Origin of the sequence: Aquabacterium sp. A7-Y (genome assembly GCF_026153205.1) — a bacterium.
In the GTDB taxonomy this organism is placed as follows: Bacteria; Pseudomonadota; Gammaproteobacteria; order Burkholderiales; family Burkholderiaceae_C; genus Caldimonas.
Genome location: NZ_JAPFBW010000009.1, coordinates 22,960 through 48,116 on the forward strand (window position 1 = coordinate 22,960; position 25,157 = coordinate 48,116).

General features: G+C 68.2%; 25 protein-coding genes, 1 tRNA gene and 1 pseudogene. 8 read left to right on the top strand and 19 right to left on the bottom strand.

What is annotated here, in order from left to right:
• Nucleotides 1-9: 9 nt before the first annotated feature.
• The 10 genes from OOT46_RS09845 to OOT46_RS09890 form a co-directional block, all read right to left on the bottom strand.
• Nucleotides 10-606: an NADH-quinone oxidoreductase subunit C gene (locus tag OOT46_RS09845; RefSeq protein ID WP_265403429.1), complete on the bottom strand. Its 597-nt coding sequence runs from the start codon at nt 604-606 to the stop codon at nt 10-12.
• 12 nt (nt 607-618) lie between these two features.
• On the bottom strand, nt 619-1,095 hold the full coding sequence (locus tag OOT46_RS09850) for a NuoB/complex I 20 kDa subunit family protein (protein WP_265403430.1): 477 nt from the start codon (nt 1,093-1,095) through the stop codon (nt 619-621).
• A 16-nt stretch (nt 1,096-1,111) separates the two neighbouring features.
• Nucleotides 1,112-1,471, bottom strand: coding sequence for an NADH-quinone oxidoreductase subunit A (locus OOT46_RS09855; RefSeq protein WP_265403431.1), 360 nt, complete (start codon nt 1,469-1,471; stop codon nt 1,112-1,114).
• 219 nt (nt 1,472-1,690) lie between these two features.
• Nucleotides 1,691-1,775 (bottom strand) — tRNA-Leu (locus OOT46_RS09860).
• A 193-nt stretch (nt 1,776-1,968) separates the two neighbouring features.
• Nucleotides 1,969-2,406 carry a preprotein translocase subunit SecG gene (gene secG / locus OOT46_RS09865; protein ID WP_265403432.1) on the bottom strand — a complete coding sequence of 146 codons (438 nt, stop codon included), beginning with the start codon at nt 2,404-2,406 and terminating at the stop codon, nt 1,969-1,971.
• A gap of 38 nt (nt 2,407-2,444) precedes the next feature.
• Nucleotides 2,445-3,185, bottom strand: coding sequence for a triose-phosphate isomerase (gene tpiA, locus OOT46_RS09870; RefSeq protein ID WP_265403433.1), 741 nt, complete (start codon nt 3,183-3,185; stop codon nt 2,445-2,447).
• A 54-nt stretch (nt 3,186-3,239) separates the two neighbouring features.
• Nucleotides 3,240-4,226, bottom strand: coding sequence for an NAD(P)H-quinone oxidoreductase (locus tag OOT46_RS09875; protein WP_265403434.1), 987 nt, complete (start codon nt 4,224-4,226; stop codon nt 3,240-3,242).
• Between the two features lie 103 nt (nt 4,227-4,329).
• Complete coding sequence (pnp, locus tag OOT46_RS09880) at nt 4,330-6,465, bottom strand: polyribonucleotide nucleotidyltransferase (RefSeq protein WP_265403435.1); 2,136 nt, start codon at nt 6,463-6,465, stop codon at nt 4,330-4,332.
• A 202-nt stretch (nt 6,466-6,667) separates the two neighbouring features.
• On the bottom strand, nt 6,668-6,937 hold the full coding sequence (rpsO, locus tag OOT46_RS09885) for a 30S ribosomal protein S15 (RefSeq protein WP_265403436.1): 270 nt from the start codon (nt 6,935-6,937) through the stop codon (nt 6,668-6,670).
• 186 nt (nt 6,938-7,123) lie between these two features.
• Nucleotides 7,124-8,407, bottom strand: a complete 1,284-nt coding sequence (locus OOT46_RS09890; RefSeq protein WP_265403437.1) for a branched-chain amino acid ABC transporter substrate-binding protein — start codon at nt 8,405-8,407, stop codon at nt 7,124-7,126.
• A gap of 83 nt (nt 8,408-8,490) precedes the next feature.
• On the opposite strand from OOT46_RS09890, the gene OOT46_RS09895 reads away from it, so the two are divergent.
• Nucleotides 8,491-8,931, top strand: coding sequence for an Hsp20/alpha crystallin family protein (locus tag OOT46_RS09895; protein ID WP_265403438.1), 441 nt, complete (start codon nt 8,491-8,493; stop codon nt 8,929-8,931).
• A 47-nt stretch (nt 8,932-8,978) separates the two neighbouring features.
• Here OOT46_RS09895 and tsaD read toward each other — a convergent pair.
• A pseudogene (gene tsaD / locus OOT46_RS09900) lies at nt 8,979-10,028 on the bottom strand (tRNA (adenosine(37)-N6)-threonylcarbamoyltransferase complex transferase subunit TsaD); the annotation flags it as partial.
• A 232-nt stretch (nt 10,029-10,260) separates the two neighbouring features.
• On the opposite strand from tsaD, the gene OOT46_RS09905 reads away from it, so the two are divergent.
• From OOT46_RS09905 to OOT46_RS09925, 5 genes are all read left to right on the top strand, one after another.
• Nucleotides 10,261-10,551: a hypothetical protein gene (locus tag OOT46_RS09905; RefSeq protein WP_265403439.1), complete on the top strand. Its 291-nt coding sequence runs from the start codon at nt 10,261-10,263 to the stop codon at nt 10,549-10,551.
• 75 nt (nt 10,552-10,626) lie between these two features.
• The gene (locus OOT46_RS09910) at nt 10,627-11,259 is read left to right on the top strand and encodes an ANTAR domain-containing response regulator (RefSeq protein WP_265403440.1); all 633 of its coding nucleotides are present in this window, start codon (nt 10,627-10,629) and stop codon (nt 11,257-11,259) included.
• 313 nt (nt 11,260-11,572) lie between these two features.
• Nucleotides 11,573-12,826 carry a CmpA/NrtA family ABC transporter substrate-binding protein gene (locus OOT46_RS09915; protein ID WP_265403441.1) on the top strand — a complete coding sequence of 418 codons (1,254 nt, stop codon included), beginning with the start codon at nt 11,573-11,575 and terminating at the stop codon, nt 12,824-12,826.
• A gap of 33 nt (nt 12,827-12,859) precedes the next feature.
• Nucleotides 12,860-13,786, top strand: a complete 927-nt coding sequence (ntrB, locus tag OOT46_RS09920; RefSeq protein WP_265403442.1) for a nitrate ABC transporter permease — start codon at nt 12,860-12,862, stop codon at nt 13,784-13,786.
• A gap of 11 nt (nt 13,787-13,797) precedes the next feature.
• Nucleotides 13,798-14,619 (top strand): ABC transporter ATP-binding protein, encoded by an 822-nt coding sequence (locus OOT46_RS09925; RefSeq protein WP_265403443.1) that lies wholly within the window; start codon nt 13,798-13,800, stop codon nt 14,617-14,619.
• 152 nt (nt 14,620-14,771) lie between these two features.
• Here OOT46_RS09925 and lgt read toward each other — a convergent pair whose 3' ends face one another.
• Entirely contained in the window at nt 14,772-15,569 is a 798-nt protein-coding gene (gene lgt / locus OOT46_RS09930) for a prolipoprotein diacylglyceryl transferase (RefSeq protein ID WP_265403444.1), read from the bottom strand.
• Complete coding sequence (locus tag OOT46_RS09935; RefSeq protein ID WP_265403445.1) at nt 15,569-16,510, bottom strand: LysR substrate-binding domain-containing protein; 942 nt, start codon at nt 16,508-16,510, stop codon at nt 15,569-15,571. The genes lgt and OOT46_RS09935 overlap by 1 nt, the downstream gene beginning before the upstream one ends.
• 139 nt (nt 16,511-16,649) lie before the next feature.
• On the opposite strand from OOT46_RS09935, the gene ilvD reads away from it, so the two are divergent.
• Nucleotides 16,650-18,332, top strand: a complete 1,683-nt coding sequence (gene ilvD / locus OOT46_RS09940; RefSeq protein WP_265403446.1) for a dihydroxy-acid dehydratase — start codon at nt 16,650-16,652, stop codon at nt 18,330-18,332.
• Nucleotides 18,333-18,366: 34 nt separating this feature from the next.
• Here ilvD and OOT46_RS09945 read toward each other — a convergent pair whose 3' ends face one another.
• From OOT46_RS09945 to OOT46_RS09955, 3 genes are all read right to left on the bottom strand, one after another.
• On the bottom strand, nt 18,367-18,759 hold the full coding sequence (locus OOT46_RS09945; RefSeq protein WP_265403447.1) for a thiol-disulfide oxidoreductase DCC family protein: 393 nt from the start codon (nt 18,757-18,759) through the stop codon (nt 18,367-18,369).
• The gene (locus tag OOT46_RS09950) at nt 18,756-19,310 is read right to left on the bottom strand and encodes a DUF4166 domain-containing protein (RefSeq protein WP_265403448.1); all 555 of its coding nucleotides are present in this window, start codon (nt 19,308-19,310) and stop codon (nt 18,756-18,758) included. The genes OOT46_RS09945 and OOT46_RS09950 overlap by 4 nt, the downstream gene beginning before the upstream one ends.
• Before the next feature lie 208 nt (nt 19,311-19,518).
• Complete coding sequence (locus tag OOT46_RS09955; protein WP_265403449.1) at nt 19,519-19,761, bottom strand: TIGR04438 family Trp-rich protein; 243 nt, start codon at nt 19,759-19,761, stop codon at nt 19,519-19,521.
• A 124-nt stretch (nt 19,762-19,885) separates the two neighbouring features.
• Here OOT46_RS09955 and OOT46_RS09960 point away from each other — a divergent pair, with 124 nt between their 5' ends.
• On the top strand, nt 19,886-20,194 hold the full coding sequence (locus tag OOT46_RS09960) for a c-type cytochrome (RefSeq protein ID WP_265403450.1): 309 nt from the start codon (nt 19,886-19,888) through the stop codon (nt 20,192-20,194).
• 110 nt (nt 20,195-20,304) lie between these two features.
• Here the strand turns inward: OOT46_RS09960 and pabB are convergent, their stop codons facing one another.
• The 3 genes from pabB to OOT46_RS09975 all read right to left on the bottom strand — a co-directional run bounded on the left by pabB (nt 20,305) and on the right by OOT46_RS09975 (nt 25,084).
• A complete protein-coding gene (gene pabB / locus OOT46_RS09965; protein WP_265403451.1) occupies nt 20,305-22,053 on the bottom strand; it encodes an aminodeoxychorismate synthase component I in 1,749 nt (582 codons plus the stop codon).
• A gap of 110 nt (nt 22,054-22,163) precedes the next feature.
• Entirely contained in the window at nt 22,164-24,140 is a 1,977-nt protein-coding gene (gene acs / locus OOT46_RS09970; protein ID WP_265403452.1) for an acetate--CoA ligase, read from the bottom strand.
• Nucleotides 24,141-24,466: 326 nt separating this feature from the next.
• On the bottom strand, nt 24,467-25,084 hold the full coding sequence (locus OOT46_RS09975; RefSeq protein ID WP_265403453.1) for a class I SAM-dependent methyltransferase: 618 nt from the start codon (nt 25,082-25,084) through the stop codon (nt 24,467-24,469).
• Nucleotides 25,085-25,157: the final 73 nt, after the last annotated feature.

Sequence of the window (25,157 nt, forward strand, 5' to 3'; positions counted from 1 at the left end):
ACCTCTGGCTCAGTGCGACAGGCCGCCGTAGTTCTCTTCGCGGATCACCCGCGGCGTGATCTCGCGCGGCTCGATCGTCACCGGCTGGTAGATCACGCGCTTCTGCTCGGCGTCGTAGCGCATCTCCACGTGGCCCGTGACCGGGAAGTCCTTGCGGAAGGGGTGGCCGATGAAACCGTAATCCGTCAGCAGGCGGCGCAGGTCGAGATGGCCGTCGAAGACGATGCCGAACAGGTCGAAGGCTTCGCGCTCGAACCAGTTGGCGGCGTTCCAGACCTCGTTGACCGAAGGCACCACCGGCAGGTCGTCGTCGGCGGCATAAACCTTCAGACGCAGGCGCCAGTTGTGCGTGAGCGAGAGCAGGTGGGTGACCACACAGTAGCGCGGGCCCTCGTAGCGACCATCCGCGTAGCTGGAGTAGTCCAGGCCGCAGAGGTCGATCAGCTGCTCGAAGCGCAACTGGGCATCGTCGCGCAGGGTCTGCGCCACGGCAACGTAGTCGGCCGGGCTCACGGTGATGGTCAGCTCGCCCAAGTCCTGCTCGACACGCTTGAGCTTGTCGCCGAACACGGCCTGCAGGCGCTCCTGGAGTGTTTGGATCTTCATGATGCGCGGGGCTCAGCGGGCAATCGTGTTTTCGCGGCGGATCTTGCTCTGCAGCTGCAGGATGCCGTACAGCAGCGCTTCGGCGGTCGGCGGACAGCCTGGCACGTAGACGTCGACCGGCACGATGCGGTCGCAGCCGCGCACCACCGAGTAGCTGTAGTGGTAGTAGCCGCCGCCATTGGCGCAAGAGCCCATCGAGAGCACCCAGCGCGGCTCGGCCATCTGGTCGTAGACCTTGCGCAGGGCCGGGGCCATCTTGTTGCACAGCGTGCCGGCCACGATCATCAGATCGGACTGGCGCGGGCTGGGGCGGAACAGCATGCCGAAGCGGTCGATGTCGTAGCGGGCCGCGCCCGCGTGAATCATCTCGACCGCGCAGCAGGCCAGGCCGAAGGTCATGGGCCAAAGCGATCCGGTCTTGGACCAGTTGATCAGCTTGTCGGCCGTCGTGGTGATGAAACCTTCCTTCAGAACGCCTTCGATACTCATAGCGATAGTCCTCGCGTCATTCCCAGTCCAGGGCACCCTTCTTCCACTCGTAGACGAAACCCACGACGAGGATGCCCAGGAAAATCATGATGGCCCAGAAGCCGGCGGGGCCGATTTCGCGCAGTGACACCGCCCACGGAAACAGGAAGGCGATCTCGAGGTCGAACAGGATGAACAGGATCGCCACCAGGTAGTAGCGCACGTCGAACTTCATGCGGGCGTCTTCGAAGGCCTCGAAGCCGCATTCGTAGGGGGAGTTCTTGGCCGGATCGGGACGGCGCGGACCGAGCACGAAGCCGAGCACCTGGGGTGCCACGCCGACCGCGACGCCGACCAGAATGAACAGGATGACAGGGAGGTACTGGTCGAGGCTCATGATGCTCTTGGACGCGTGGCTCGTAGGTATCAGAGGTTGGCTGCGCGAAAAGTCTTCAGAGATCCGGCTTGCAGTGAAGTCCCGGCAAAAAGAAGGCGCGCTGTTCCCAGCGGCAACACCGCTGTCCAGCACGCCCACTTTTCCCTGACTTGCCCCATTGCAGACAACTTCCAGGGCGCCCGGTGCGGCACCGGATGAGAACCGCACCGTTGAATATTTTGGTGCCGACGGCGAGACTCGAACTCGCACAGCTTTCGCCACTACCCCCTCAAGATAGCGTGTCTACCAATTTCACCACGTCGGCCTGCGACTCCTGAGGCGCCCCGCATTGTAGTTTCCTGAAGATCGCAAGCATCGCAAGCAAGAACTTCGGAGGTATGCGTACTGGCCACCCCGGTCACGGGATGTTCGGTTTGCATGAGGAGTAGCTCCCCGAACAGCCTCGCATTCTAACCCCAAAGCAGTGCGTTCTCAAGAACGCTGCTGCTTCAGTCACATTATTTCGCCGGAATCTCCGCGGCACCGGAGGCCGGAGCGGTAGCGGCGCTTGCCGCGGGGGCCGCTTCAGAGGCGGCGGGCGCGACACCGGGCGTCACCGCCGGGGCGGCGCCGGGGATCTGGGAAGCGCCGGCGCCGGAGGCAGCCGGCGCGATCGGAACGGCGCGGTCCAGCACGGTCTCGGCCTCGGTCGTCGGCCGGGCGTTCGACAGGTAGGCCAGGCCCAGCGTGCAGACGAAAAACAGCGTCGCGCAGACGGCCGTCGTGCGCGACAGGAAGTTGGCGCTGCCGGTGGCACCGAACAGGCTGCCCGAAGCGCCGCTGCCGAAGGACGCACCCATGTCGGCGCCCTTGCCGTGCTGCACCAGCACGAGGCCGATCATGGTCAGCGCCGACAGCAACTGCACGACGAGGATGAAGGTGGTCAGAAACTGCATCTAGATTCTCCAGGGAAGGTGCGGCCCGCCGGCACCCGTCAAAGGGCGGCGCGGCAGATGGCGGTGAAGTCGGCGGCCTTCAGCGACGCGCCGCCGATCAGTCCGCCGTCGATGTCGGCTTGGGTGAACAGGGCTGCCGCGTTGTCCGCCTTGACGCTGCCGCCGTAGAGCAGCTTCATTTGGTCGGCATGCGGCGTCGCCGCGCGCAGCTGCGCCCGCAGCAGGGCGTGCACTTCCTGGGCCTGCTCGGGGCTGGCGGTCTTGCCCGTGCCGATGGCCCAGACCGGCTCGTAGGCGACCACGATCTGCGGCACGCAGTGGCCCAGCGTGTGGATCACCGCGGAGAGCTGGCGCTTGACCACGGCCTCGGTCTGTACCGCCTCGCGCTCGGCCAGCGTCTCGCCGACGCAGACGATGGGCACCAGGCCTTTGCTGACCACGACCTTGGCCTTGTCGGCCACCAGCTGGTCGCTCTCGCCATGGTAGGCGCGGCGCTCGGAATGGCCGACGATGACATAGCGGCAGCCGACGTCGGCCAGCATCGCGGCCGAGACCTCGCCGGTGTAGGCGCCCTGCTCGTGCACCGAGCAGTCCTGGGCGCCGAGGCCGATGTGGCTGCCCTGCAGTGCCAGCACGCAGGACGCCAGGTAGGGGAACGGCGGGCACACGGCGGCCTCGCAGACAAAAGGCTCGGCGGCGCGCAGCCCGCCCAGCAGCTCGGCATTGGCCGCCAGGTTGCCGTGCATCTTCCAGTTGCCTACGACCAGTTTCCGACGCATTGATTCGCTCCGTTCGCGCTCAAAAAGGGCAGTATTTTAGGGGCTCGCGCCCGCTCACCAGGCCAGCGCAAGCTTGCCGATGTGTTGATTGGACTCCATCAGGGCATGGGCGGCAGCCGCGTCCTGGGGTGTGAAGGTGCGGAATACCACCGGCGCGATGCGGCGCTCGGCCAGCAGCGGCCACACCCGCTCGCGCAGCTCGCGCGCGACCCCGGCCTTGAAGGCCACCGGCCTCGGACGCAAGGTCGAGCCGGTGATGGTGAGACGGCGCCGCATCAGGCTCGCCAGATCCACCTCGGCCCGCGTGCCGCCCTGCAGCGCGATGATCACGAGCCGGCCGTCTTCGGCCAGGCAGGACAGCTCGCGAGGCACGTAGTCGCCCGCGACCATGTCGAGGATCACGTCGGCGCCGCGGCCGCCCGTGAGGCGCTGGGTCTCGGCGGCAAAGTCCTGGCTGCGGTAGTTGATGGCGTGGTCGGCGCCCAGCTTCAGGCAGGCCGCGCACTTCTCGTCGCTGCCGGCGGTGGCCAGCACCGTGGCACCGAAGGCCTTGCCCAGCTGAATGGCCGTCACGCCGATGCCGCTGGTGCCGCCCTGCACCAGCAGGGTCTCGCCCGCGGCCAGACGGCCGCGCATGAAAACATTGGACCAGACGGTGAAGAAGGTCTCCGGCAAGCCGGCCGCCTCGACGTCGCTCCAGCCCTCGGGCACCGGCAGGCACTGGGCCACCGGCGCCACACACAGCTCGGCATAGCCGCCGCCCTGCACCAGCGCACAGACCCGGTCGCCCGGCTTGAAGCCGGCCGCGGCCATTGCATCGGCATCACCCGAGACGATCTCGCCGGCGACTTCGAGGCCCGGCAGGTCCGAGGCGCCCGGCGGCACCGGATAGTGTCCCTTGCGCTGCAGCACATCGGGGCGGTTGATGCCCGAGGCACGGACGCGGATCAGCAACTCGCCGGCGCCCGGGACGGGGTCCGGCCGCTGGCACGGGCGCAGCACTTCGGGCGCGCCGTATTCGGCAATCTCGATGGCTTGCATGGACGGTGCTCGGAAGGTGGGAGAAAAGAAGAGAAGCGGTCGGCGCCGGACGGGAAAAAGCGCGCCTGCACGGTGGCAGGCGCGCCCTCTTCCCGCCAGCGGCTTATTGCTGCTGTTGCTGCTGCTGGTCGGCCGCGCCGACGCTGCGGTCCAGCAGGGCCTTGATCGACAGCTTGACGCGGCCCTTCTCGTCGGTCTCGAGCACCTTGACCTTCACGACCTGGCCGACCTCAAGGTAGTCCTGCACCTTGTTGACGCGCTCGTTGGCGATCTGGCTGATGTGCACCAGGCCGTCCTTGCCGGGCAGCAGGTTGACCAGGGCACCGATGCCGTCGAGGATCTTGGTGACCGGGCCTTCGTAGACCTTGCCCACTTCGACCTCGGCGGTGATCTCCTCGATCTTCTTCTTTGCCAGGTCGGCCATCGCGGTGTCGGTCGACGCGATGGTGATGGTGCCGTCTTCCGCGATGTCGATCTGCGTGCCGGTCTCCTCGGTCAGCGCACGGATGGTGGCACCGCCCTTGCCGATCACGTCGCGGATCTTCTCGGGGTTGATCTTCATCGTGTACAGGCGCGGCGCGAACTGCGACACCTCGGTCTTGGCACCGCCGACGGCCTCGACCATCTTGCCGAGGATGTGCAGGCGGGCTTCCTTGGCCTGGGCCAGCGCGACCTGCATGATCTCCTTCGTGATGCCCTGGATCTTGATGTCCATCTGCAGGGCGGTCACGCCGGTGGTCGAGCCGGCCACCTTGAAGTCCATGTCGCCGAGGTGATCCTCGTCGCCCAGGATGTCGGTCAGCACCGCGAAGCGGTTGCCTTCCTTGATCAGGCCCATCGCGATACCGGCCACGTGCGCCTTCAGCGGCACGCCGGCATCCAGCAGCGCCAGGCAGCCGCCGCAGACCGAGGCCATCGACGAGGAGCCGTTCGATTCGGTGATCTCGGACACGACGCGGATCGCATAGGCGAACTCGTCCTTGGCCGGCAGCACCGGGATCAGCGCCCGCTTGGCGAGCCGGCCGTGGCCGATCTCGCGCCGCTTCGGGCTGCCCACGCGGCCCGTCTCGCCCGTGGCGAACGGGGGGAAGTTGTAGTGCATCATGAAGCGGTCGGTGAACTCGCCGCTCAGCGCGTCGATGATCTGCGCGTCACGCTCGGTGCCCAAGGTCGAGACCACGATGGCCTGGGTCTCTCCGCGGGTGAACAGGGCCGAGCCGTGGGTGCGCGGCAGCAGACCGGTGCGGATCTCGATGGGGCGCACGGTGCGGGTGTCGCGGCCGTCGATGCGCGGCTCGCCGGCCAGGATCTGGCTGCGCACGATGCGGGCCTCGATCTCGAACAGCAGGCTCTCGACCTTCACTTCGTCGAACTCGGCGCCTTCGGCCTTCAGGGCTTCCTTCACGGAGGCATAGGCTTCGCGGGTGGCCTGGGTGCGGGCCTGCTTGGAGCGGATCTGGTAGGCGGCGCGCAGCTTCTCTTCGGCCAGGCCGTTGATCTTGGCGATGAAGGCCTCGTCCTTGGCCGGGGCCTGCCAGTCCCACTCGGGCTTGCCGGCCTCGCGCACCAGCTCGTGGATGGCGTTGATGGCGATCTTGCCCTGCTCGTGGCCGAACACCACGGCGCCCAGCATCACGTCCTCGGGCAGTTGGTCGGCCTCGGACTCGACCATCAGCACGGCCGCCTCGGTGCCGGCGACCACCAGGTCGAGGCGCGAGGTGGTCTGCTGGGTCTTGCCCGGGTTGAGCACGTATTCGCCGTTGATGTAGCCGACACGCGCGGCACCGATCGGGCCGTTGAACGGGATGCCGGAGATCGCCACCGCGGCGCTGCTCGCGATCATCGCGGCGATGTCGGCGTCCACCTCGGGGTTCAGCGACAGGACGTGGATGACGATCTGGACTTCGTTGTAGAAGCCTTCGGGGAACAGCGGGCGCAGCGGACGGTCGATCAGGCGCGAGGTCAGGGTCTCGAGCTCGCTGGGGCGGCCTTCACGCTTGAAGAAGCTGCCGGGGATCTTGCCGGCGGCATAGGTCTTCTCGATGTAGTCGACGGTCAGCGGGAAGAAGTCCTGGCCGGGTTTGGGATTCTTGGCGGCCACCACGGTGGCCAGCACCACGGTGTCATCGATGTCGACCAGCACGGCGCCGGTGGCTTGGCGAGCGATCTCGCCGGTTTCCATGCGGACCGTGTTCTGGCCCCACTGGAAGGTCTTGGTGACTTTATTGAACAGACTCATGTTGGTGTCTCCAGAGAGTAAGTGCGCCTTCGGGCGGCGCATTTGGCCCGGAGTCCGTGCGCCGTAGCGCGGATGCCATTCCAGCGGGGCTGCAGCCCAACCCCCCTGGAATGACACAGCAACGCTTTACGTCGGCACGGGCTCCAAAAACAAAGAGCCTGTACTGGCGATCCCAGACAGGCTCTCTTTCATCGCCGGCGGATTACTTGCGCAGGCCCAGCTTCTGGATCAGCGCGGTGTAGCGGTCGGCGTCCTTGTCCTTCAGATAAGCCAGCAGGCGCTTGCGGCGGTTGACCATCTTCAGCAGGCCACGGCGACCGTGGTGGTCCTTGGCGTGCTGCTTGAAGTGGGGGGTCAGCTCGTTGATGCGGGCGGTCAGCAGGGCGACCTGCACTTCAGGCGAGCCGGTGTCGGCGGCGCCGCGGGCGTTGGCCTTGATGATCTCGGCCTTGTTCATTTCTGCAACGGACATTCTCGATTCCTTGAATGGAAACCGCAGCCCGTGACAGAGCCGTCGGTTTCGTTTTCACTTGCGGTCGCGGGTGAAACCAACTCGCGCCGTGCTTGTTTCCTGCGCGATCAGCCGCCCCTGGAGGCGCCTTGACAAGCAGGAATCCCGGATTATACGTCACGAACCCGGCGCGCCGCCCGGGGCGGTTCAGGGGCGCTGCATGCGGCAGTTGGTGGGCTGCTCCGTCGCCTGGGCCGTGAGATATCTCACGGTCTTGAAGCCGTAGCCCGAACCTTCGTTGTCGAATCGGGTGCCATCACCGCCGGCGCGTTGCATCTGGCTCACGTAGAGCGGCTGGATGAACTGGTGATCCGAGGCGCGCATGCGGCCGGAATGGAACCCGCCCAGCGTGCGACCGTCGTAGCTCGCGCCCTCCATCGCCCGCGCCACCCGGGCCGGCTCGGCGCTGCCGGCCTTCTCCATGGACTGCACCAGCAACTCGACCATGGCCTGCATGCGGGCGTGCACGTAGTCGTCGGCCGGCTGGGGGAAGCGCTGGCGGAACGAGGCGTAAAAGGCGTCCGAGCTGGCGGTGCCGGCGTTCGGATGCCACTCGGCCACCGCCAGCACCTTGCCGACACCCGCCTCGCCGATCGCGGCCGGGGCGCCCAGCGCATTGCCGTAGAAGGTGTAGAACTTCGCATCCAGCCCGGCTTCGCGGGCCGAGCGGATCAGCAGGGTCAGGTCGTTCCCCCAGTTGCCGGTGACCACCGCCTGGGCCCCGGACAACTTGATCTTGCTGGCATAGGGCAGGAAGTCCTTGATGCGGCCCAGCGGGTGCAGCTCCTCGCCCACCACCTCGATGTCCGGGCGGCGCGCGGCCAACATCTCGCGGCTCTTGCGCACCACGTGCTGGCCGAAGCTGTAGTCCTGGCCGATCAGGTAGACCCGCTTGACGCCGCGGTCGGCGGCCAGCACGTCCATCAAGGCGGCCAGGCGCATGTCGGCATGGGCATCGAAGCGGAAGTGCCAGAAGCTGCACTTCTCGTTGGTCAGCACCGGGTCGACCGCCGAGTAGTTGAGGAACAGCGCCTGGCGACCCGGCTCGCGCGCATTGTGCTTGTTGACCGCGTCGAGCAGCGCAGCGGCGGTCGCCGAGCTGTTGCCCTGCAGCACGAAACCCACGCCCTGGTCGACAGCGGCGCGGAACATCGACAAGGCTTCCTCGCTGGCGCCCTTGCTGTCCAGGCGCAGCAGCTCGAGCCGGCGAGCGCCGCCCGGCAGCTTGACGCCGCCGCGTGCATTGACGCGCTCCACCGCCCAGGCGATGTTGCGGTGGACCGCCTCGCCGGCATTGGCAAAGCTGCCCGACAGGCCTTCGATCAGCGCCAGCCGGATGGGCGCGGGCTCGGCCCGGGCACCGAGGGGCAGCGCGGCCAGCAAGGCGGCAGCCGCGATCGTGACGGAATGGGTACGGGGTTCGAGGCGCATCTTGAAAAGAAAAAAGCCGCACTCAAGTCCTGCGGCATGGAGCTGCAAACAGCGCAGCAACTGCAACGATTGTAGGAGCCCCCATGTTCGTATTGCCGATGACCCGCACCACCGCTGCCCGTCCGGACCTGCTGCGTGCCTTCGACCGCCTGCTGGACGACGGCCTGTTCTCGCCCCCGGCCAAGGCGACCCGCCGCAGCGCGGTGCTGGACATTGCCGAAACCGCGACGGCCTATGTGGCGACCGTGGACCTGCCGGGCGTCGCCCGGGAGGACATCAAGATCTCGGTGGAAGGCCGGCGTGTCGAGCTGCAGGCCGAAGCCCGTCCCGCGCCGGCCACCGAGGGCGAGCCGGCCGCGCGCGTGCTTCACCGTGAACGCCCCGAGGCCCGTTATGCCCGCAGCTTCACGCTGCCGGCCGATGTCGACCAGTCCAAGGCCCAGGCGACGCTGGAGCACGGCGTGCTGACGCTGACCCTGCCCAAGCTTGCCGCCGCACAACCGATCAAGATCCAGGTCAACTGAGGCCGGGCCAAAGCAAAAAAAAACGGTCGCCCGGGCGACCTTTTTTTCGGGGCCTGCGGTGGCGCTTCAACCGCCGCCAGCTCCCAGCGCGGTTTCACGTCGAAGGCATAGTCGCGCCGGGCCGTCGCCCTGCCCGCCTGCAGCCGCATCGCGGCGGCGAGCGCGATCATGGCGCCGTTGTCGGTGCACAGCGACAGCTCGGGATAGTGCACCCGCACGCCCCGCTTCGCGCAGGCCGCGTCGAGCTGATCCCGCAGCGAGCGGTTGGCCCCCACGCCGCCGGCCACGACCAGGCGCTTGAGCCCGGTCTGCTTGAGCGCCTTGAGCGATTTTTTCAAGAGCACCTCGACGATGGCGGCCTGGGTCGAGGCCGCGAGATCAGCGCGCTCCTGCTCGCAGACGTCGGTGCCGAGCTTGCGCGCCTGGGTCCATACCGCCGTCTTGAGGCCGGCGAAGGAGAAGTCCAGGTTGCCGCTGTGCAACAGCGGGCGCGGCAGCTCGAAGGCCGTCTCATTGCCGAACTCGGCGAGCCGGGCCAGTTGCGGCCCGCCCGGATACCCGAGGCCGAGCAGCTTGGCCGATTTGTCGAAGGCTTCGCCGGCGGCGTCGTCGATGGTCTCTCCCAGCAGTTCGTAGTGCCCCACGGCATCGACTCGCATCAGTTGCGTGTGGCCGCCCGAGACCAGCAGGGCCACGAAGGGGAACTCCGGCGGGTCGGCCGACAGAAAGGGCGACAGCAGATGCCCCTCGAGGTGGTGCACGCCCAGCACCGGCTTGCCGAGCGCCGCCGCCAGCGCACAGGCGGCACCGGCGCCCACCAGCAAGGCCCCGGCCAGACCCGGGCCGCGCGTGTAGGCCACCACGTCGATCTCCGCGAGACTCGCGCCGCTGTCCTGCAGCACCTGGCGAGCCAGCGGCAGCACCCGGCGGATGTGGTCGCGCGACGCCAGCTCGGGCACCACACCGCCGTAGGCCTGGTGCATCTCGACCTGGCTGTGCAGGGCATGCGCCAGCAGGCGCGGCACGCGGCCGCCTTCGTCGCGCACCAGCGCGACGCCGGTTTCGTCACAGGAGGATTCGATACCGATCACCAACATGGGACAAAGTGTAGCGGCAGCGACAAAGTCCTTCCCCGGTCCCGCGCGGCCAGCCTTTGGGATCTATTTGTCACGCATTGACACTCGCAATGCGCGTTTGATGTGCGGAATCTCACTGGCCGGGCGAAAACATCACGGTAGTCTCGCCCCCCTGCACTCCCCTTGCCCGCTCGGGCGGTTTGCACCCTAGACCGGTGCACCCACCGCGAGGGCCTACAGGAAATCCTGGCCCATGAAGGAATACAAGCTGTCCGGCTGGCCCGAGTTGCCGAGCGCCTTCCAGCGCACGGCCTACCAGCGCATGCTGCACCAGATGTCGCACGGCTACGTACCCCTGGGTCAGCTGGTGCGCGCCAGTGGCTTGGGCCGCGACGCCGTCAAGTCGTTTCTCGCGCAGCTGGGCACCCGCGGGGTGCTGATCGAGCGGGACCGTGCGGTGGCACCTGCGGCACTGATGATGGCAAGCCGCTCGCTGGCCTGGCTCAAACGCACCCTGGGCCGCCAGGCGCCGCGAGGTGGCTGACCCGCTCCCCTGCGGCGGGCCGGCCTGCCTTCCGGCCGCGCCCCGGCTGGCCTGGATGTTGCTCGCGGTCCGCGCATGTCCGCTCCGCAAGCCCTGCGCATCGTCATCGTCGCTCCTGAAACGCTCGCGCCCGATCCCGCGGACGCGCAGGCGTGGTGGGAGGCCGAGCGTTCGCGCAGCCTGCGCATCGGCCTGCTGGAGAGCGGCTACAACATCGTGGCGGTGCTGCCGCCCGACCTCTATCTGCCCGAGCGGCTGGCGCAGATCCAGCCCGACCTGATCATCGTCGACGCCGAAAGCGGCGCGCGCGACACGCTGGAGCACGTGGTGTTCTCCAGCCGCGAGGCGCGCCGCCCCATCGTGCTGTTCACCGACGATCACAACACCAGTCACGTGCGCGACGCGATCGCCGCCGGCGTGACCGCTTACGTCGTCGCCGGCCTGGCGCCGGAGCGGGTCAAGCCCGTGCTGGAAGTGGCGATGGCGCGCTTCCAGCACGAGGAAGGCCTGCGGCGCGAGCTCGCCGACGCGCGCACCCAGCTGCACGAACGCAAGACGATAGAACGCGCCAAGGGTCTGCTGATGCGCCGCCACGCCTGGACCGAGCCCGAGGCTTACGAGCGCTTGCGCAAGACCGCGATGGACAAGGGCCTGCGGCTGGCGGAGGTGGCGCAGCGCGTGCTCGACGTCGCCGACATGCTGGGCTGAGCCGACGTCGCCGGACCGGGGTCCGGCGCACCGCGCGACAGCCCCCCGCACACCCTTTGTGCGACGGAAGCGGTTGCCGCACCGGTACAGGGCTTCGAACAGCACAGCCCTCTGCAAACACCGTCAGGCCGCCTGGCACAGCGTTTGCTTAACCCCCTGCGGAGGTCAACGGCGATCTCCCTATCGATGCGGCGGGCTCAAGGTCGAGACCGCGCGACATCAGGACGAAGGCGTCCCCACCGTTGCGTCGAACGACGAACGTGTGAGGACGCCTTTTTTGTTGGTGCCCGTGATGAACATGAGGTCGAGACGCATGAAAACAAACGAGTCGCAGAAGAGCCGCCTGGGTCGGCGCTCCCTGCTCAAAGCCGCTGCCGCCGCCGGCGCCTCCGGCATGCTGCCCGGCCTGCGGACCGCGGTGTGGGCGCAAGGCTCCGACAAGCCCGAGAAGGAAGAGGTGCGCATCGGTTTCATCCCGCTGACGGACTGCGCCTCGGTCGTGATGGCCTCGGTGCTGGGCTTCGACAAGAAGTACGGCGTGAAGATCGTCCCGACCAAGGAGGCCTCCTGGGCCGGCGTGCGCGACAAGCTGGTCAACGGCGAACTCGACATGGCGCACGTGCTGTACGGCCTGATCTACGGCGTGCACCTGGGCGTCAGCGGCCCCAAGAAGGACATGGCGGTGCTGATGAACCTGAACCACAACGGCCAGGCCATCACGCTGTCCAAGAAGCTCGCCGACAAGGGCGCGGTGGACGGCGCCTCGCTGGCCAAAGTGATGGCCGCCGAGAAGCGCGAGTACACCTTCGCCCAGACCTTCCCGACCGGCACCCATGCGATGTGGCTGTACTACTGGCTGGCGGCCTACGGGGTGAACCCCTTCAAGGACGCCAAGGTCATCACGGTGCCACCGCCGCAGATGGTCGCCAACATGCGGGTCGGCAACATGGACGGCTTCTGCGTCGGCGAGCCCTGGGGCCACCGCGCCATCATGGACGGCATCGGCATCACCGCCGTGACCACCCAGGACATCTGGCGCGACCATCCTGAAAAGACGCTGGGCACCAGCGCCGACTTCGTGAAGAAGCACCCCAACACCTGCCGCGCCGTGATGGCGGCCATCCTCGAAGCGGGCAAGTGGATAGACGCGAGCCTGCAGAACAAGCTGAAGATGGCCGAGACGGTGGCCGACAAGGCCTATGTCAACACCAGCGTGGATGCGATCAACCAGCGCATCCTGGGCCGCTACCAGAACGGCCTGGGCAAGACCTGGGACGACCCCCACCACATGAAGTTTTTCAGCGATGGAGCGGTCAACTTCCCCTACCTGAGCGACGGCATGTGGTTCCTCACCCAGCACAAGCGCTGGGGCCTGCTCAAGAGCCACCCCGACTACCTGGGCGTGGCCCAGCAGGTCAACCAGGTCGAGCTCTACAAGCAGGCCGCCAGCCTGGCCAAGGCCAGCGTGCCCAAGGAGCTGACGCGCAGCAGCAAGTTGATCGACGGCACGGTGTGGGACGGCAAGGACGCGGCCCGCTACGCCGACGGCTTCAAGGTCAAGGTCTGAGGCCCCGGCCCCCCGCCCTCCAGGAGATGTGACATGGTCAGTGCAGTCTTCCACCCTTCCGTGAACGACGTCGCCGTGCCGCCCGCCGAACCGGCACGCCCGGCGCCCGGCGTGACGTCGACGTCTGCCGCCCCGGCAGCCGCATCGCTTGCCGAATCGCCCGCCGCCACGGCACGGCGGCCTGGCACCGACTGGCGCGGCCTGGCCCTCAAGGTCCTGCCGCCGCTGGCCGGCATGGCGCTGCTGGTGGGCGTCTGGGCCCTCGCGACCGCCGGCAGCAGCAGCTTTCCGACACCAGCCGCCACCTTTGCGGAAGCCCTGAAGATCTTCAGCGATCCCTTCTACAGCAACGGGCCCAACGACCAGGGCATAGGCTGGAACGTGCTGTTCTCGCTGCAGCGGGTCGCACTCGGCTTCGGGCTGGCGGCGCTGGTCGGCATCCCGCTGGGCTTCATGATCGGGCGCTTCACGGTGCTCAACCGCATGGTCTCGCCGCTGGTGAACCTGTTGCGGCCGGTGTCACCGCTGGCCTGGCTGCCCATCGGGCTGCTGGTGTTCAAGTCGGCCAACCCGGCGGCGATCTGGACCATCTTCATCTGCTCGATCTGGCCCATGATCATCAACACCGCCGTCGGCGTGCAGCGGGTGCCGGAGGACTACCTCAACGTCGCGCGGGTGCTGAATCTCAGCGAGTGGAAGGTCATCACGCGCATCCTGCTGCCGGCCGTGCTGCCCTACATGCTGACCGGCGTGCGCCTGTCGGTGGGCACCGCCTGGCTGGTGATCGTCGCGGCCGAGATGCTGACCGGCGGCGTGGGCATCGGCTTCTGGGTCTGGGACGAGTGGAACAACCTCAATGTCCACCACATCCTGATCGCCATCTTCGTCATCGGCGTCGTCGGCCTGGTGCTCGAACAGGCACTGATCTCCATCGCCCGCCGCTTCAGCTTCGAGGAATGAGGAGCACTGTCATGAACACCCCCCCCAGCACCCACGCCCGCTTCATCCAGGTGCAGAACGCCGAGATGGTCTTCCACACCCGCAAGGGCCGTTTCCATGCGCTGCGCAGCATCGACCTGTCGGTCGCACGCGGCGAGTTCGTCACGCTGATCGGCCACTCGGGCTGCGGCAAGTCCACCCTGCTCAACCTGATCGCCGGGCTGCTGCGCCCCACCGCGGGCGCCCTGCTGTGCGACAACCGCGAGATCGCCGCGCCGGGGCCGGAGCGCGCCGTGGTGTTCCAGAACCACTCGCTGCTGCCCTGGCTGACCTGCTTCGACAACGTCCACCTGGCGGTGGAGCGGGTGTTCGCTTCGCGCGAAAGCAAGGCTCAGCTGCGGCAGCGCACCCAGGCCGCGCTCGAACTGGTCGGCATGGCGCATGCGACGCACAAGCGGCCGCATGAAATCTCGGGCGGCATGAAACAGCGCGTGGGCATCGCCCGGGCGCTCGCGATGGAGCCCAAGGTGCTGCTGATGGACGAGCCCTTCGGCGCGCTCGACGCGCTGACGCGCGCGCGGCTGCAGGACGAGCTGCTGAAAATTGTCGACCGCACGCGCAGCACGGTCGTGATGGTGACGCACGATGTCGACGAAGCCGTGCTGCTGTCCGACCGCATTGTGATGATGACCAACGGCCCGGCGGCAACGATAGGCGAGATCCTGCCGGTGTCGCTGCCCCGGCCGCGCGACCGGGTCGCGCTGGCCGAGAACCCCGAGTACATCGCCTGTCGCAAGGCCGTGATCGATTTCCTCTACACCCGTCACGGCCAGGGGGAGGCGCTGGCCGCCTGAGGACGCTGGCCCGGCTTTTGCTTCAAATCGCCTGCCTGTTGTTGGGCGATTGCTCCTTATCTCCTCAGGGCTCCTGGCCCCTTCCCGGTCTTTGCGTCTGTACGTCGCAAAGACCGATTTTTTTGGGCCTTCGCTGCCCCGACACGGGGCGTTCAGGCGGGCCGGCGGCCGGACCACCCCCAGATCAGTGCACCGGCAAGCATCATCGGCAGGCTCAGCCACTGGCCCATGCTCAATCCCAGTGCCAACAGGTTGAGGAAGTCGTCGGGCTGGCGGAAGTATTCGGCGATGAAGCGGAACAGGCCGTAGCCGAACAGGAAGGCACCCGACACTTGGCCCGTCCGGCGTGGCTTGCGGGCGTAGAGCCACAGCAGCACGAACAGCAGCAGGCCTTCCAGCGCGAACTGATAGAGCGGTGAAGGATGGCGCGGCACGTCGCTGCCGGACTGCGGGAAGACCATCGCCCAGGGCAGGCCGGGGTCGGCCGGCCGCCCCCACAGCTCGCCGTTGATGAAGTTGCCGATGCGCCCGGAGGCCAGTCCGGTCGGCACGCAAGGGGCGATCAGGTCGGTGACCTCGAAAAAGCGCCGCCCGCGCAGGCGGGCGAACACTGCCATCGCGACCAGCACGCCGAGCAGGCCGCCGTGGAAGGCCATGCCGCCCTTCCACACCATGAAGGCCTCCAGCGGATGGGCCAGGTAGTGGCCGGGCTTGTAGAACAGCACATAACCGAGCCGCCCGCCGATCACCACCCCCAGCACGCCGTAGAACAGCAGGTCCTCGATATCCCGCCGGGTCCAGCCGGCAGCCGCGTGCTGCGGCTGGCGCACGCGCAGCGAGCCCAGCCAGAGGAACAGCCCGAAGGCCACCAGGTAGGTCAGGCCGTACCAGTGGATGGCCACCGGGCCCAACTGGATCGCGACCGGGTCGAACTGGGGATGCACCAGCATCAGGCTTCCTTCTTGTTGTGGATCGATGGGTAGGCAGGCAGGCCGCCCGTCAGCGAGCCCACGCGCGCCCGCACATGGTCGACGAAGCGGTCCACCACCGGCTGGCGCCGGGGGCTCCAGAGCAGGCTGGTCTCGCAGGCCAGCCCGCTGGCCTCAAGCGCCCGGTAGACAACCCCGGGCCGCTGCAGCCGGGTGACCGACTCGGGCACCCACGCCACCCCCATGCCGGCCGACACCAGGTTGACGATGGTCTGCATCTGGATGGCTTCCTGGCCGATGTGCGGCGCGCACTGGTGCGCGCTGTACAAGGAAAGGACCGCATCATAAAGCGAGGGCGCGATGCCGCGCGGGAAGATCACCAGCGGCTCGGCCAGCACGGCCGCCAGCGGCGGCGCCTGCTGCGCGGCCAACACGTGGTCGCTGGGCAGCGCCAGCACCAGCGGCTCCCGCAGCACCACCTCCGACTCGAAGCCGGCGAGCCGCCCGGCGCCCGGCGCATGCAGCACGAAGCCGGCGTCCATCTCCCCGGCCGCGAAGGCCGCCAGCTGCACGTCCAGCGTCGCCTCCTGCAGCGCCAGCTCGACCCCGGGCCAGACCTCCCGGAAGCTCTTGAGCCAGGCCGGCAGCGGCCCGTAGCCCACCGAGGAGACGAAACCCAGCCGCAGCCGGCCCAGACCGCCCTGGTCGGCGGAGCGCGCCAGCTCGACCAGGCGCTCCACCTCGGCCAGCAGGCGGCGGGCCTCCGGCAGCAGCGCCGCACCCGCCGGGCTCAGCGCGACCGAGCGGCGGGTGCGGCGGAACAGCTCGACACCCAGGGACAGCTCGAGCTGGCGGATCGCCATCGTCAGCGGCGGCTGGGTCATGTGCAGGCGCTTGGCCGCGCGGCCGAAGTGCAACTCCTCGGCCACGGCGACGAACTGGCGCAGCTGCCTCAGCTCCATGGCGGCACTCTCATATGTCTGATGTATCAATAACAGCTGAAAGATATATTGGAACAGAGACTCTGCCCGCCGCATACTGCGGGTTTCGCACCCCACGACCAAGACCCAGGGCCGACGACCCATCACCGACGAGGACGACATGAGCTTCAACCGCCGTTCCAAGAACATCACCGAAGGCGTCGCGCGCGCGCCGAACCGCTCGATGTACTACGCGCTGGGCTACCAGAGCGAGGACTTCAGCAAGCCGATGATCGGCGTGGCCAACGGCCATTCGACCATCACGCCCTGCAACTCCGGCCTGCAGCGGCTGGCCGACGCCGCGGTCGAGGGCATCCGCGAGGCGGGCGGCAACGCGCAGATCTTCGGCACCCCGACCATCAGCGACGGCATGGCGATGGGCACCGAGGGCATGAAGTTCTCGCTGGTCTCGCGCGAGGTGATCTCCGACTGCGTCGAAACCTGCGTGCAAGGCCAGTGGATGGACGGCGTGCTGGTGGTCGGCGGCTGCGACAAGAACATGCCCGGCGGCCTGATGGGCATGCTGCGCGCCAACGTGCCGGCCATCTACGTCTACGGCGGCACCATCCTGCCGGGCCACTACAAGGGCCAGGACCTCAACATCGTCAGCGTGTTCGAGGCGGTGGGCCAGTTCTCCGCCGGCAAGATGAGCGAGGAGGACTTCTGCCAGATCGAGCGCCGCGCCATCCCGGGCAGCGGCTCCTGCGGCGGCATGTACACGGCCAACACGATGAGCTCGGCCTTCGAGGCGCTGGGCATCAGCCTGCCCTACTCCTCGACCATGGCCAACCCGCATGACGAGAAGCTCGAGTCGGCCAGGGAATCGGCCCGCGTGCTGGTCGAGGCGGTCAAGCAGGACCTGAAGCCGCGCGACATCGTCACGCGCAAGGCGATCGAGAACGCGGTGGCGGTGATCCTCGCCACCGGCGGCTCCACCAACGCGGTGCTGCACTTCCTGGCGATCGCGCACGCCGCCGAGGTGGAATGGACCATCGACGACTTCGAGCGCATGCGCAAGAAGGTGCCGGTGCTGTGCGACCTCAAGCCCTCGGGCAAGTACCTGGCGGTGGACCTGCACCGTGCCGGCGGCATCCCGCAGGTCATGAAGATCCTGCTCAATGCCGGCCTGCTGCACGGCGACTGCATCACCATCACCGGCAAGACCGTGGCCGAGAACCTCGCCGACGTGCCGGACACGCCGCGCGCCGACCAGGATGTGATCCGTCCGATCGAGCAGGCGCTCTACAAGGAAGGCCACCTCGCAATCCTGCGCGGCAACCTCGCCACCGAGGGCTGCGTGGCGAAGATCACCGGCCTAAAGAACCCCGTCATCACCGGTCCGGCGCGCGTGTTCGACGACGAGCAGTCGGCGCTGGCCGCGATCATGGCCGGCAAGATCAAGGCCGGCGACGTGATGGTGCTGCGCTACCTCGGCCCCAAGGGCGGCCCCGGCATGCCGGAGATGCTTGCGCCCACCGGCGCGCTGATCGGCCAGGGCCTGGGCGAGTCGGTCGGCCTGATCACCGACGGCCGCTTCTCGGGCGGCACCTGGGGCATGGTGGTCGGCCATGTGGCGCCGGAAGCAGCGGTGGGCGGCACCATCGCGCTGGTGAAGGAGGGCGACTCCATCACCATCGACGCGCACCAGCTGATCCTGCAGCTCAACGTGTCCGACCAAGAGCTGGCGCGCCGCCACAGCGAATGGAAGGCGCCGGCACCGCGCTACACCCGCGGCGTGCTCGCCAAGTTCGCGCGCAACGCCTCGAGCGCCAGCTCGGGTGCGGTGCTCGACAAGTTCGAGTGAGCGCGGACCCCGGGTGGCACGGCCGCCCGGGGCCCTAGTCCAGGAAACGCCCCGCCTGCCCGGGCGGCGGCATCATGCAGCGATCGCTGCACCCGAACAGCCGGTAGCGGCGCCGCGCGATGGCCCGGTAGAGCGCGTCGCGCAGTGGTGCCGGCACGATCCAGCCGGCCCAGGCCAGCCGCCACGGCCAGCCCAGCGCATGCAGCACCCGCAGGATGGCGGCCGTGTGCTGCCAGGAGCGCTGGCCGTCCAGCACCAGCAGCGTGTCCAACCCGGCGTCCACCCTCAGGCCGGCCGCCTGCAGCAGCGCCCGGCCGGTGTCGCCCTGCATCGATGCGAAACGCAGCCGGCCGGCACGGTCGTGTTTCACCAGGAACTGCACCCAGCCGCTGCACAGCAGACAGTGCGCATCGAAAACGACGATCATGCGGGCTCCATCCGGCAGGAATCGAGGTCCAGGTAACCCTGGTAGCTCGCCACCAGGCCGAGGCCGGGCACCGAGGCCGAGACGTCGAAATGCAGGCGGCGCGCGTCGCCGGTCTCGATCGCGCGCACCCGGGGCCTCAGCCAGCGCGGGCAGGGCAGTCCGAAAAAGCGCATCCGCTGCAGTTCCATCTCGAGCCGCCCGTCCCGCTCGACCAGGCCGAAGCGCAACTCGGCCGCGCCCAGGCGCTCGACCAGCGCACCGTCCTGGAGCCGCAGGCGCGAGGACATCGTGCGACCGGGGAAGTGGCGCGTCCACACCTCGGCCGACGGCCCGGCCTCCAGCAGGAAGCGAATCGGCCCGCTCGCCGGGCGTCGCGGCGCGCCCAGGCACCGTGCCAGCCAGCCCGCCATCCGCCCCGCCGGCGGCCGCACCACCACTTCGCCGCTCAGGCTCACGCGCCCCTGCAGCGCGTGGAAATCGCGCAGCGCCGGGGCCAGCCGGTTGAAGCCGGGCCCCAGCACGGCGGCATACAGGGAGACGGCAGTCTTCATGCCCTCACCTCTTTCATCGTGATATTCAGGCCGCGCGCCTGCTGCTTGAAGTCCTCCAGTGGCAGCAAGCCCGGCGGCAGTAGCCACCAGCCGCCGCCCGAAAAATCCGTAGCCGCCGATGACGAAGATGCGCCTCTCGCTCATGGTCGTCCCCGCAGAGACACGCAGATGCGCCGGCCTCTCGCGGCGCTGAACGGCATGCCCGGGTTCAACGGCGCTTGCGAGGCCCCATGCCCAACGCTTCGAGGTTCTTGCGGCGGCGCTCCTGCTTGCGCGCTTCCATCTTGTCCACCTCGCGCCGCTTGGTGTAGCCAGTCAAGTCGGCCCACAGCCACCACGCGATGGCGCAGACGAACGGCGCCAGCACGATCCACCACGACCAGGCGCCGACCGGGCCGAACTCAGCCCACTTCATCAGGATCAGGAACAGGCCCAGAACCACAAACCACATGACTTTTTCCTCAGGGTGAGGACTGTTTTCGCTGCACGAACCAGTCAACCGCGCCGAATAGAATGCGTTGAACAAAATGTAAACCACCTTGCCGCGATTCCCCACGTCGCATCGAAAGGAAGCAATGAAACACACCCTCGCTCTCGTTGCCGCATTGAGCGCGACCCTCGCCGCCCCGGCCTACGCCAGCCAGCAACTGGCCCAGCAGAAAAACTGCATGGCCTGCCATGCCGTCGACAAGAAGCTGGTCGGGCCGTCCTTCAAGGACGTGGCGGCCAAGTACGCCGGCCAGAAAGACGCGGTGGACAAGCTGGCGCAGAAGGTCATCAAGGGTGGCGCCGGCGTCTGGGGCCCGGTGCCGATGCCGGCCAATGCGCAGGTCAGCGACGCCGACGCCAAGACGCTGGTGAAGTGGATCCTGACGCAGAAGTGAAGCTGCCGCGCGCCGGCTCCTCGGGAGCCGGGCGCGCCTGAGGTCCCTGCACGACCCGCCCTGGCCCGGCTGCCGCGGCGGGTTTTTGCTTCATGGGCCCGAGGCGGGCCTCACTGCAGTTCCACCTCGATCCAGCCGCGCAGGCTGTTGAAAAAGGCCAGGCCCTCGGCACGCTCCAGGTCGTCCGGCGTCAACACGGCCTCGGTGATCCGCCCCTGCTCGATCAGTTCCTCGCGCACGATGCCGTCCAGCAGCCCGCAGGACAGCGCCGGCGTAAGCCAGCGGCCGTCCAGGCGCAGCGCCACGTTGCCGCGGGTGAACTCGGTCAGCTGGCCCTGCTCGTTCCACAGCAGGGTGTCGAACACGCCCGGCTCGCTCGACGCCAGTGCCTCGTAGGCCTCGCGGCGGGTGGTCTTGAAGCGCACGAACTCGCTGCCGGCATCGATGGCGCGCCCGGCCAGCCGCACGCGCTGCCTGCCGGGCGTGGCCGCCAGAGGCCAGGCCTCGGCCTGCACGCGGCCCTCGGGGCCGAGCAACAGGCGCACGCGCCAGACGCCCTCCGGATGGACACGCTGCAGGTCGTCGGTTGCCTGGTGCAGCGCCACGGGGTCGAAGCGGTAGCCGAAATGCCGGGCGGCCCGCTGCAGGCGGGCCGCATGGCGCTCCAGCCGCTGCCATTGCCCCTGCTCCAGCCTGAGCGTCTCCAGCAATTCGAAGGGCCGTGCCGCACGGTCGAGGAAACGCTGCTTGACCCGCCACTCGCGGTGCTCGGCCTCGGCCGTCGCGTCGGCCGTGATGCCGCTGCCGACGCCGCACACGGCCGCGCCGCCCGGGCTCAGCTCCAGCGTGCGGATCGCCACGTTGAAGGTCGCGGCACCGCCCGGACTCAGCACGCCGACCGCTCCACAGTAGACGCCGCGCGGCTCGTCCTCGAGCGCGCGGATCCAGTGCATCGCGCGCAGCTTGGGAGCGCCCGTGACCGAGCCGCAGGGAAACAGTGCACGGAACACCTCGGACAGCCCGACGCCCGCTCGGGTGCGGGCCTCGACATCCGAGGTCATCTGCCAGACCGTGGGCCAGGCCTCGGTGTGGAAGAGCCGCGGCACCCGCACGCTGAAAGGCTCGGCGATGCGCGACAGGTCGTTGCGGATCAGGTCGACGATCATCAGGTTCTCGGCGCGCTCCTTTTCCGAACTGAGCAGGTGCCGTGAGGCCGCCTCGTCCTCGCCCGGCGTGCGGCCGCGCGGTGCGGTGCCCTTCATCGGGCGCGACAGGATGCGGCCGTCCCGCCAGTCGAAAAACAGCTCGGGCGACAGCGACAGCAACTGCCCCTCGCCGGTGTCGATCCAGCCGAGGTAACCCTGAGGCTGCGCGCGCCGCAAGGCCTCGAACAGCGCCCGGGGCGAGCCTTCGAAGCGGCTGTGCAGGCGGGTGGTGTGGTTGACCTGGTAGACCTCGCCGGCAGCGATCGCCGCGTGGATGCGTTCAATGTCCTGCGCGAAACGCGCCGCATCGATGGTGGCGCGCCAGTCCATCGGCGCGTAGCCGGGGTCGCTGTCGGCGAGGGCCGGCCACGGCAGCATCCTGTCGAACACCGCGAACCAGGCGAGCGGTCCGGCCGCCGGGTGCACCTCGGCGCGCGGCTCGAAGGCCGGCGCCGCCTCGTAGCGCAGGTAGCCGACACACCAGCGCCCGGCCAATGATTGCTGCCAGGCGGCGTCGACGACCGGCACCACCTCCCCGGGCTGCCGGGCCACGAGCACCTCGCGCGGCTGCTCGAAACAGCCGCGCAGGGCTGCGCCGCCATGCGGGTTCGTGAAATCGATCAGGGCCGAAGGGGGGGAGGGCAAGGAAGACATCGCCTGCTGCAGAGTCAGGCGGCGAAGTCTAAACCTGTCAGCCCCGGTGGCCGCCCGGGCCACCGGGCCCCGCCTGCGCTGCAGCAGCGTAGGGGCCTGGCGCTCCAGGCTCAGTTGGCCTGGGACAGCTGCTCGAGAATGGCCGGGTTCTCCAGCGTGGAAGTGTCCTGCGTGATCTGCTCGCCTTTGGCGATGGAACGCAGCAGCCGGCGCATGATCTTGCCGGAGCGGGTCTTGGGCAGGTTGTCGCCGAAGCGGATGTCCTTGGGCTTGGCGATCGGGCCGATCTCCTTGCCGACCCAGTCGCGCAGCTCCTTGGCGATGCGCTTGGCCTCCTCGCCCGTAGGGCGTGGCCGCTTGAGGACGACGAAGGCGCAGACCGCCTCGCCGGTGGTGTCGTCGGGCCGGCCCACCACGGCGGCTTCGGCCACCAGCTCGGTGTGGGACACCAGGGCCGACTCGATCTCCATCGTGCCCATGCGATGCCCCGAGACGTTGAGCACGTCGTCGATGCGGCCGGTGATGGTGAAGTAGCCGGTCTTGGCGTCGCGTACCGCGCCGTCGCCGGCGAGGTAGTACTTGCCCTGGAAGTCAGCCGGGTAGTAGCTCTTCTTGAAGCGCTCCGGGTCACCGTAGATGGTGCGGATCATCGAGGGCCAGGGTTTTTTCACGACCAGGATGCCACCCTGCCCCCAGGGCACGTCCTTGCCGGTCTCGTCGACCACCGCGGCATCGATGCCGGGAAAAGGGAGCGCGCAGGAGCCGGGCACCAGCGGCGTCGCGCCGGGCAGAGGCGTGATCATGTGACCGCCGGTCTCGGTCTGCCAGAAAGTGTCGACGATGGGGCAGCGGCCGCCGCCGACGTGTTGGTGATACCACTCCCAGGCCGCCGGGTTGATCGGTTCACCCACCGATCCGAGCAGACGCAGTGAAGCCAGATCGTAGTTTCTCGGGTGCACGCTCGGGGTCGCCTCGGCCGCCTTGATCAGCGAGCGGATCGCCGTCGGGGCGGTGTAGAAGATGCTGACCTTGTGGTCCTGGATCATCTTCCAGAAGCGGCCCGCGTCCGGGTAGGTGGGCACCCCCTCGAACATCACCTGGGTGCCGCCGTTGGCCAGCGGCCCATAGGCGATGTAGGTGTGGCCGGTGACCCAGCCGATATCGGCGGTGCACCAGAACACGTCCTCGGGCCTCAGGTCGAAGGTCCACTTGGTCGTCAGCGCCGCATGCAGCAGGTAGCCGCCGCTGGCGTGCTGCACGCCCTTGGGCTTGCCGGTGGACCCGGAGGTGTAGAGCAGGAACAGCGGGTGCTCCGCCTCGACCCACTCGGGCTCGCAGCGAGTCGCCTGGCGCGCCGTCAGCTCGTGCATCCAGACGTCGCGAGAGGCATCGAAGGCTATTTGTCCGCCGGTGCGGCGGTAGACGATGACCTTGCGGATGGTGTCGCAGCCACTCGAGGCGAGCGCTTCGTCGACGATGGCCTTGAGCGGCAGCTGCTTGCCGCCGCGCAGCTGCTCGTCGGCCGTGATCACGGCGACGGCGCCGGCATCCTGGATACGGTCGCGCAGGCTTTGCGCCGAGAAGCCGCCGAAAACCACCGAGTGGGTAGCGCCGATGCGAGCACAGGCTTGCATCGCCACCACCCCCTCGACCGACATCGGCATGTAGATGACCACCCGGTCGCCCTTCTTCACGCCGATCTCGCGCAGCGCGTTGGCCATCTGGCAGGTACGCTCCAACAGGCTCTGGTAGCTGATGCGGCTGACCTGGCCGTCGTCGGTCTCGAAGATGATGGCGGTCTTGTCGCCCAGTCCCTTCTCGACGTTGACGTCCAGGCAGTTGTAGGAGACGTTGAGGCGGCCGTCGTCGAACCACCTGAAGAAGGGGGCCTGGCTCTGGTCGAGCACCTGGGTGAAGGGCGTCTTCCAGACCACGAACTCGCGCGCCAGCCGTGCCCAGTAGCCTTCGTAGTCCCGCTCGGCCTCGTCGCACAAGCGGCGGTAGGCGTCCATCCCGGCGATGTGCGCCGTCCGGGCCAGCTGCTCAGGGGGCGGGTAGATCCGGGTCTCGTGCTCTTGGGTCGACATGACCGTCTCCTTTCGGGGCAATGGATGAATCTGCACACGTCTGTCGCGCCAGCGCCTCGAAGAGACGCTGGCCGGGCCTGCCACGGGGCTCGTGTTTTGCGGCGGCCACCTTAGTGGCCCGCTCTTACGATCGGCTTACTCTTTCTTGCCACGCAGCGGCGAGCGGCAACGCCCGGTGGGCGCCGACGGCTTCGGCCCGATTCTGACGCAATCGTGGGGTCAGCCCCATGCCGCCGGGCAGAAAGACACACACCGCCGCGTCGAGGTCGCGCGGCGGCGGAGGGGCGACGGAGCAGCGTCGCGGGCAGGGCTGGCAGAGCCGGCGTTCAGTGCTTGACGCCTTCGACGATCACGGCGCCGCGGGTGCGGTCTTCCAGCTCGACCTCACGCACGTCAGGGATGCCGCTGTCGAAGGGAGCGCGCGGCGAGGCGTCGAAGCCGATGTCCTGCAGGACGCCGACCAGGCACTCGGTGTCGTACATGCATTTGTGGGGAAACTGGACGAAGGGCGCGAGCTTGCGCTTGAGGCCGCGATCGCCGTAGTCGTCGTACAGCACGTCCAGGCGCTCGACGAAGTCGTCGGCGCGCACCTTGCCGTCGAGGTAGGCCATGACGTGCAGCCGGAGGTCGGGCACCAGGACCCGGATCAGGCCGCCCGGGCGCAGCACACGATGGCATTCCCGCAGGAAACGCCGTCCGTCCTCGCGCGCGAGATGCTCCAGCGTGTGCGAGGTGTAGATGCCGTCGGCGCTGTTGTCGGCCCAGGGGAAGGGTTTGGTCAGGTCGTGCAGCACGATGCGCTCGTCCCAGTCGGCCCGGAACAGCTTCAGTCGCGCATTGACGGTACGAAACAGCGGCAGCTTGGCCAGCCGGGCACCGAGTGCGTAGTCAACATTGGTCCACTTGTCGTAGACCTGTGCTCCACAACCGAGATTCAGAATCATCGTCACTCCTTGCGCCAGGCTGGCGCGGCAACCCGCCATAGGCCGCGGAGTGCGCTTCGACCCGCGGTCACGC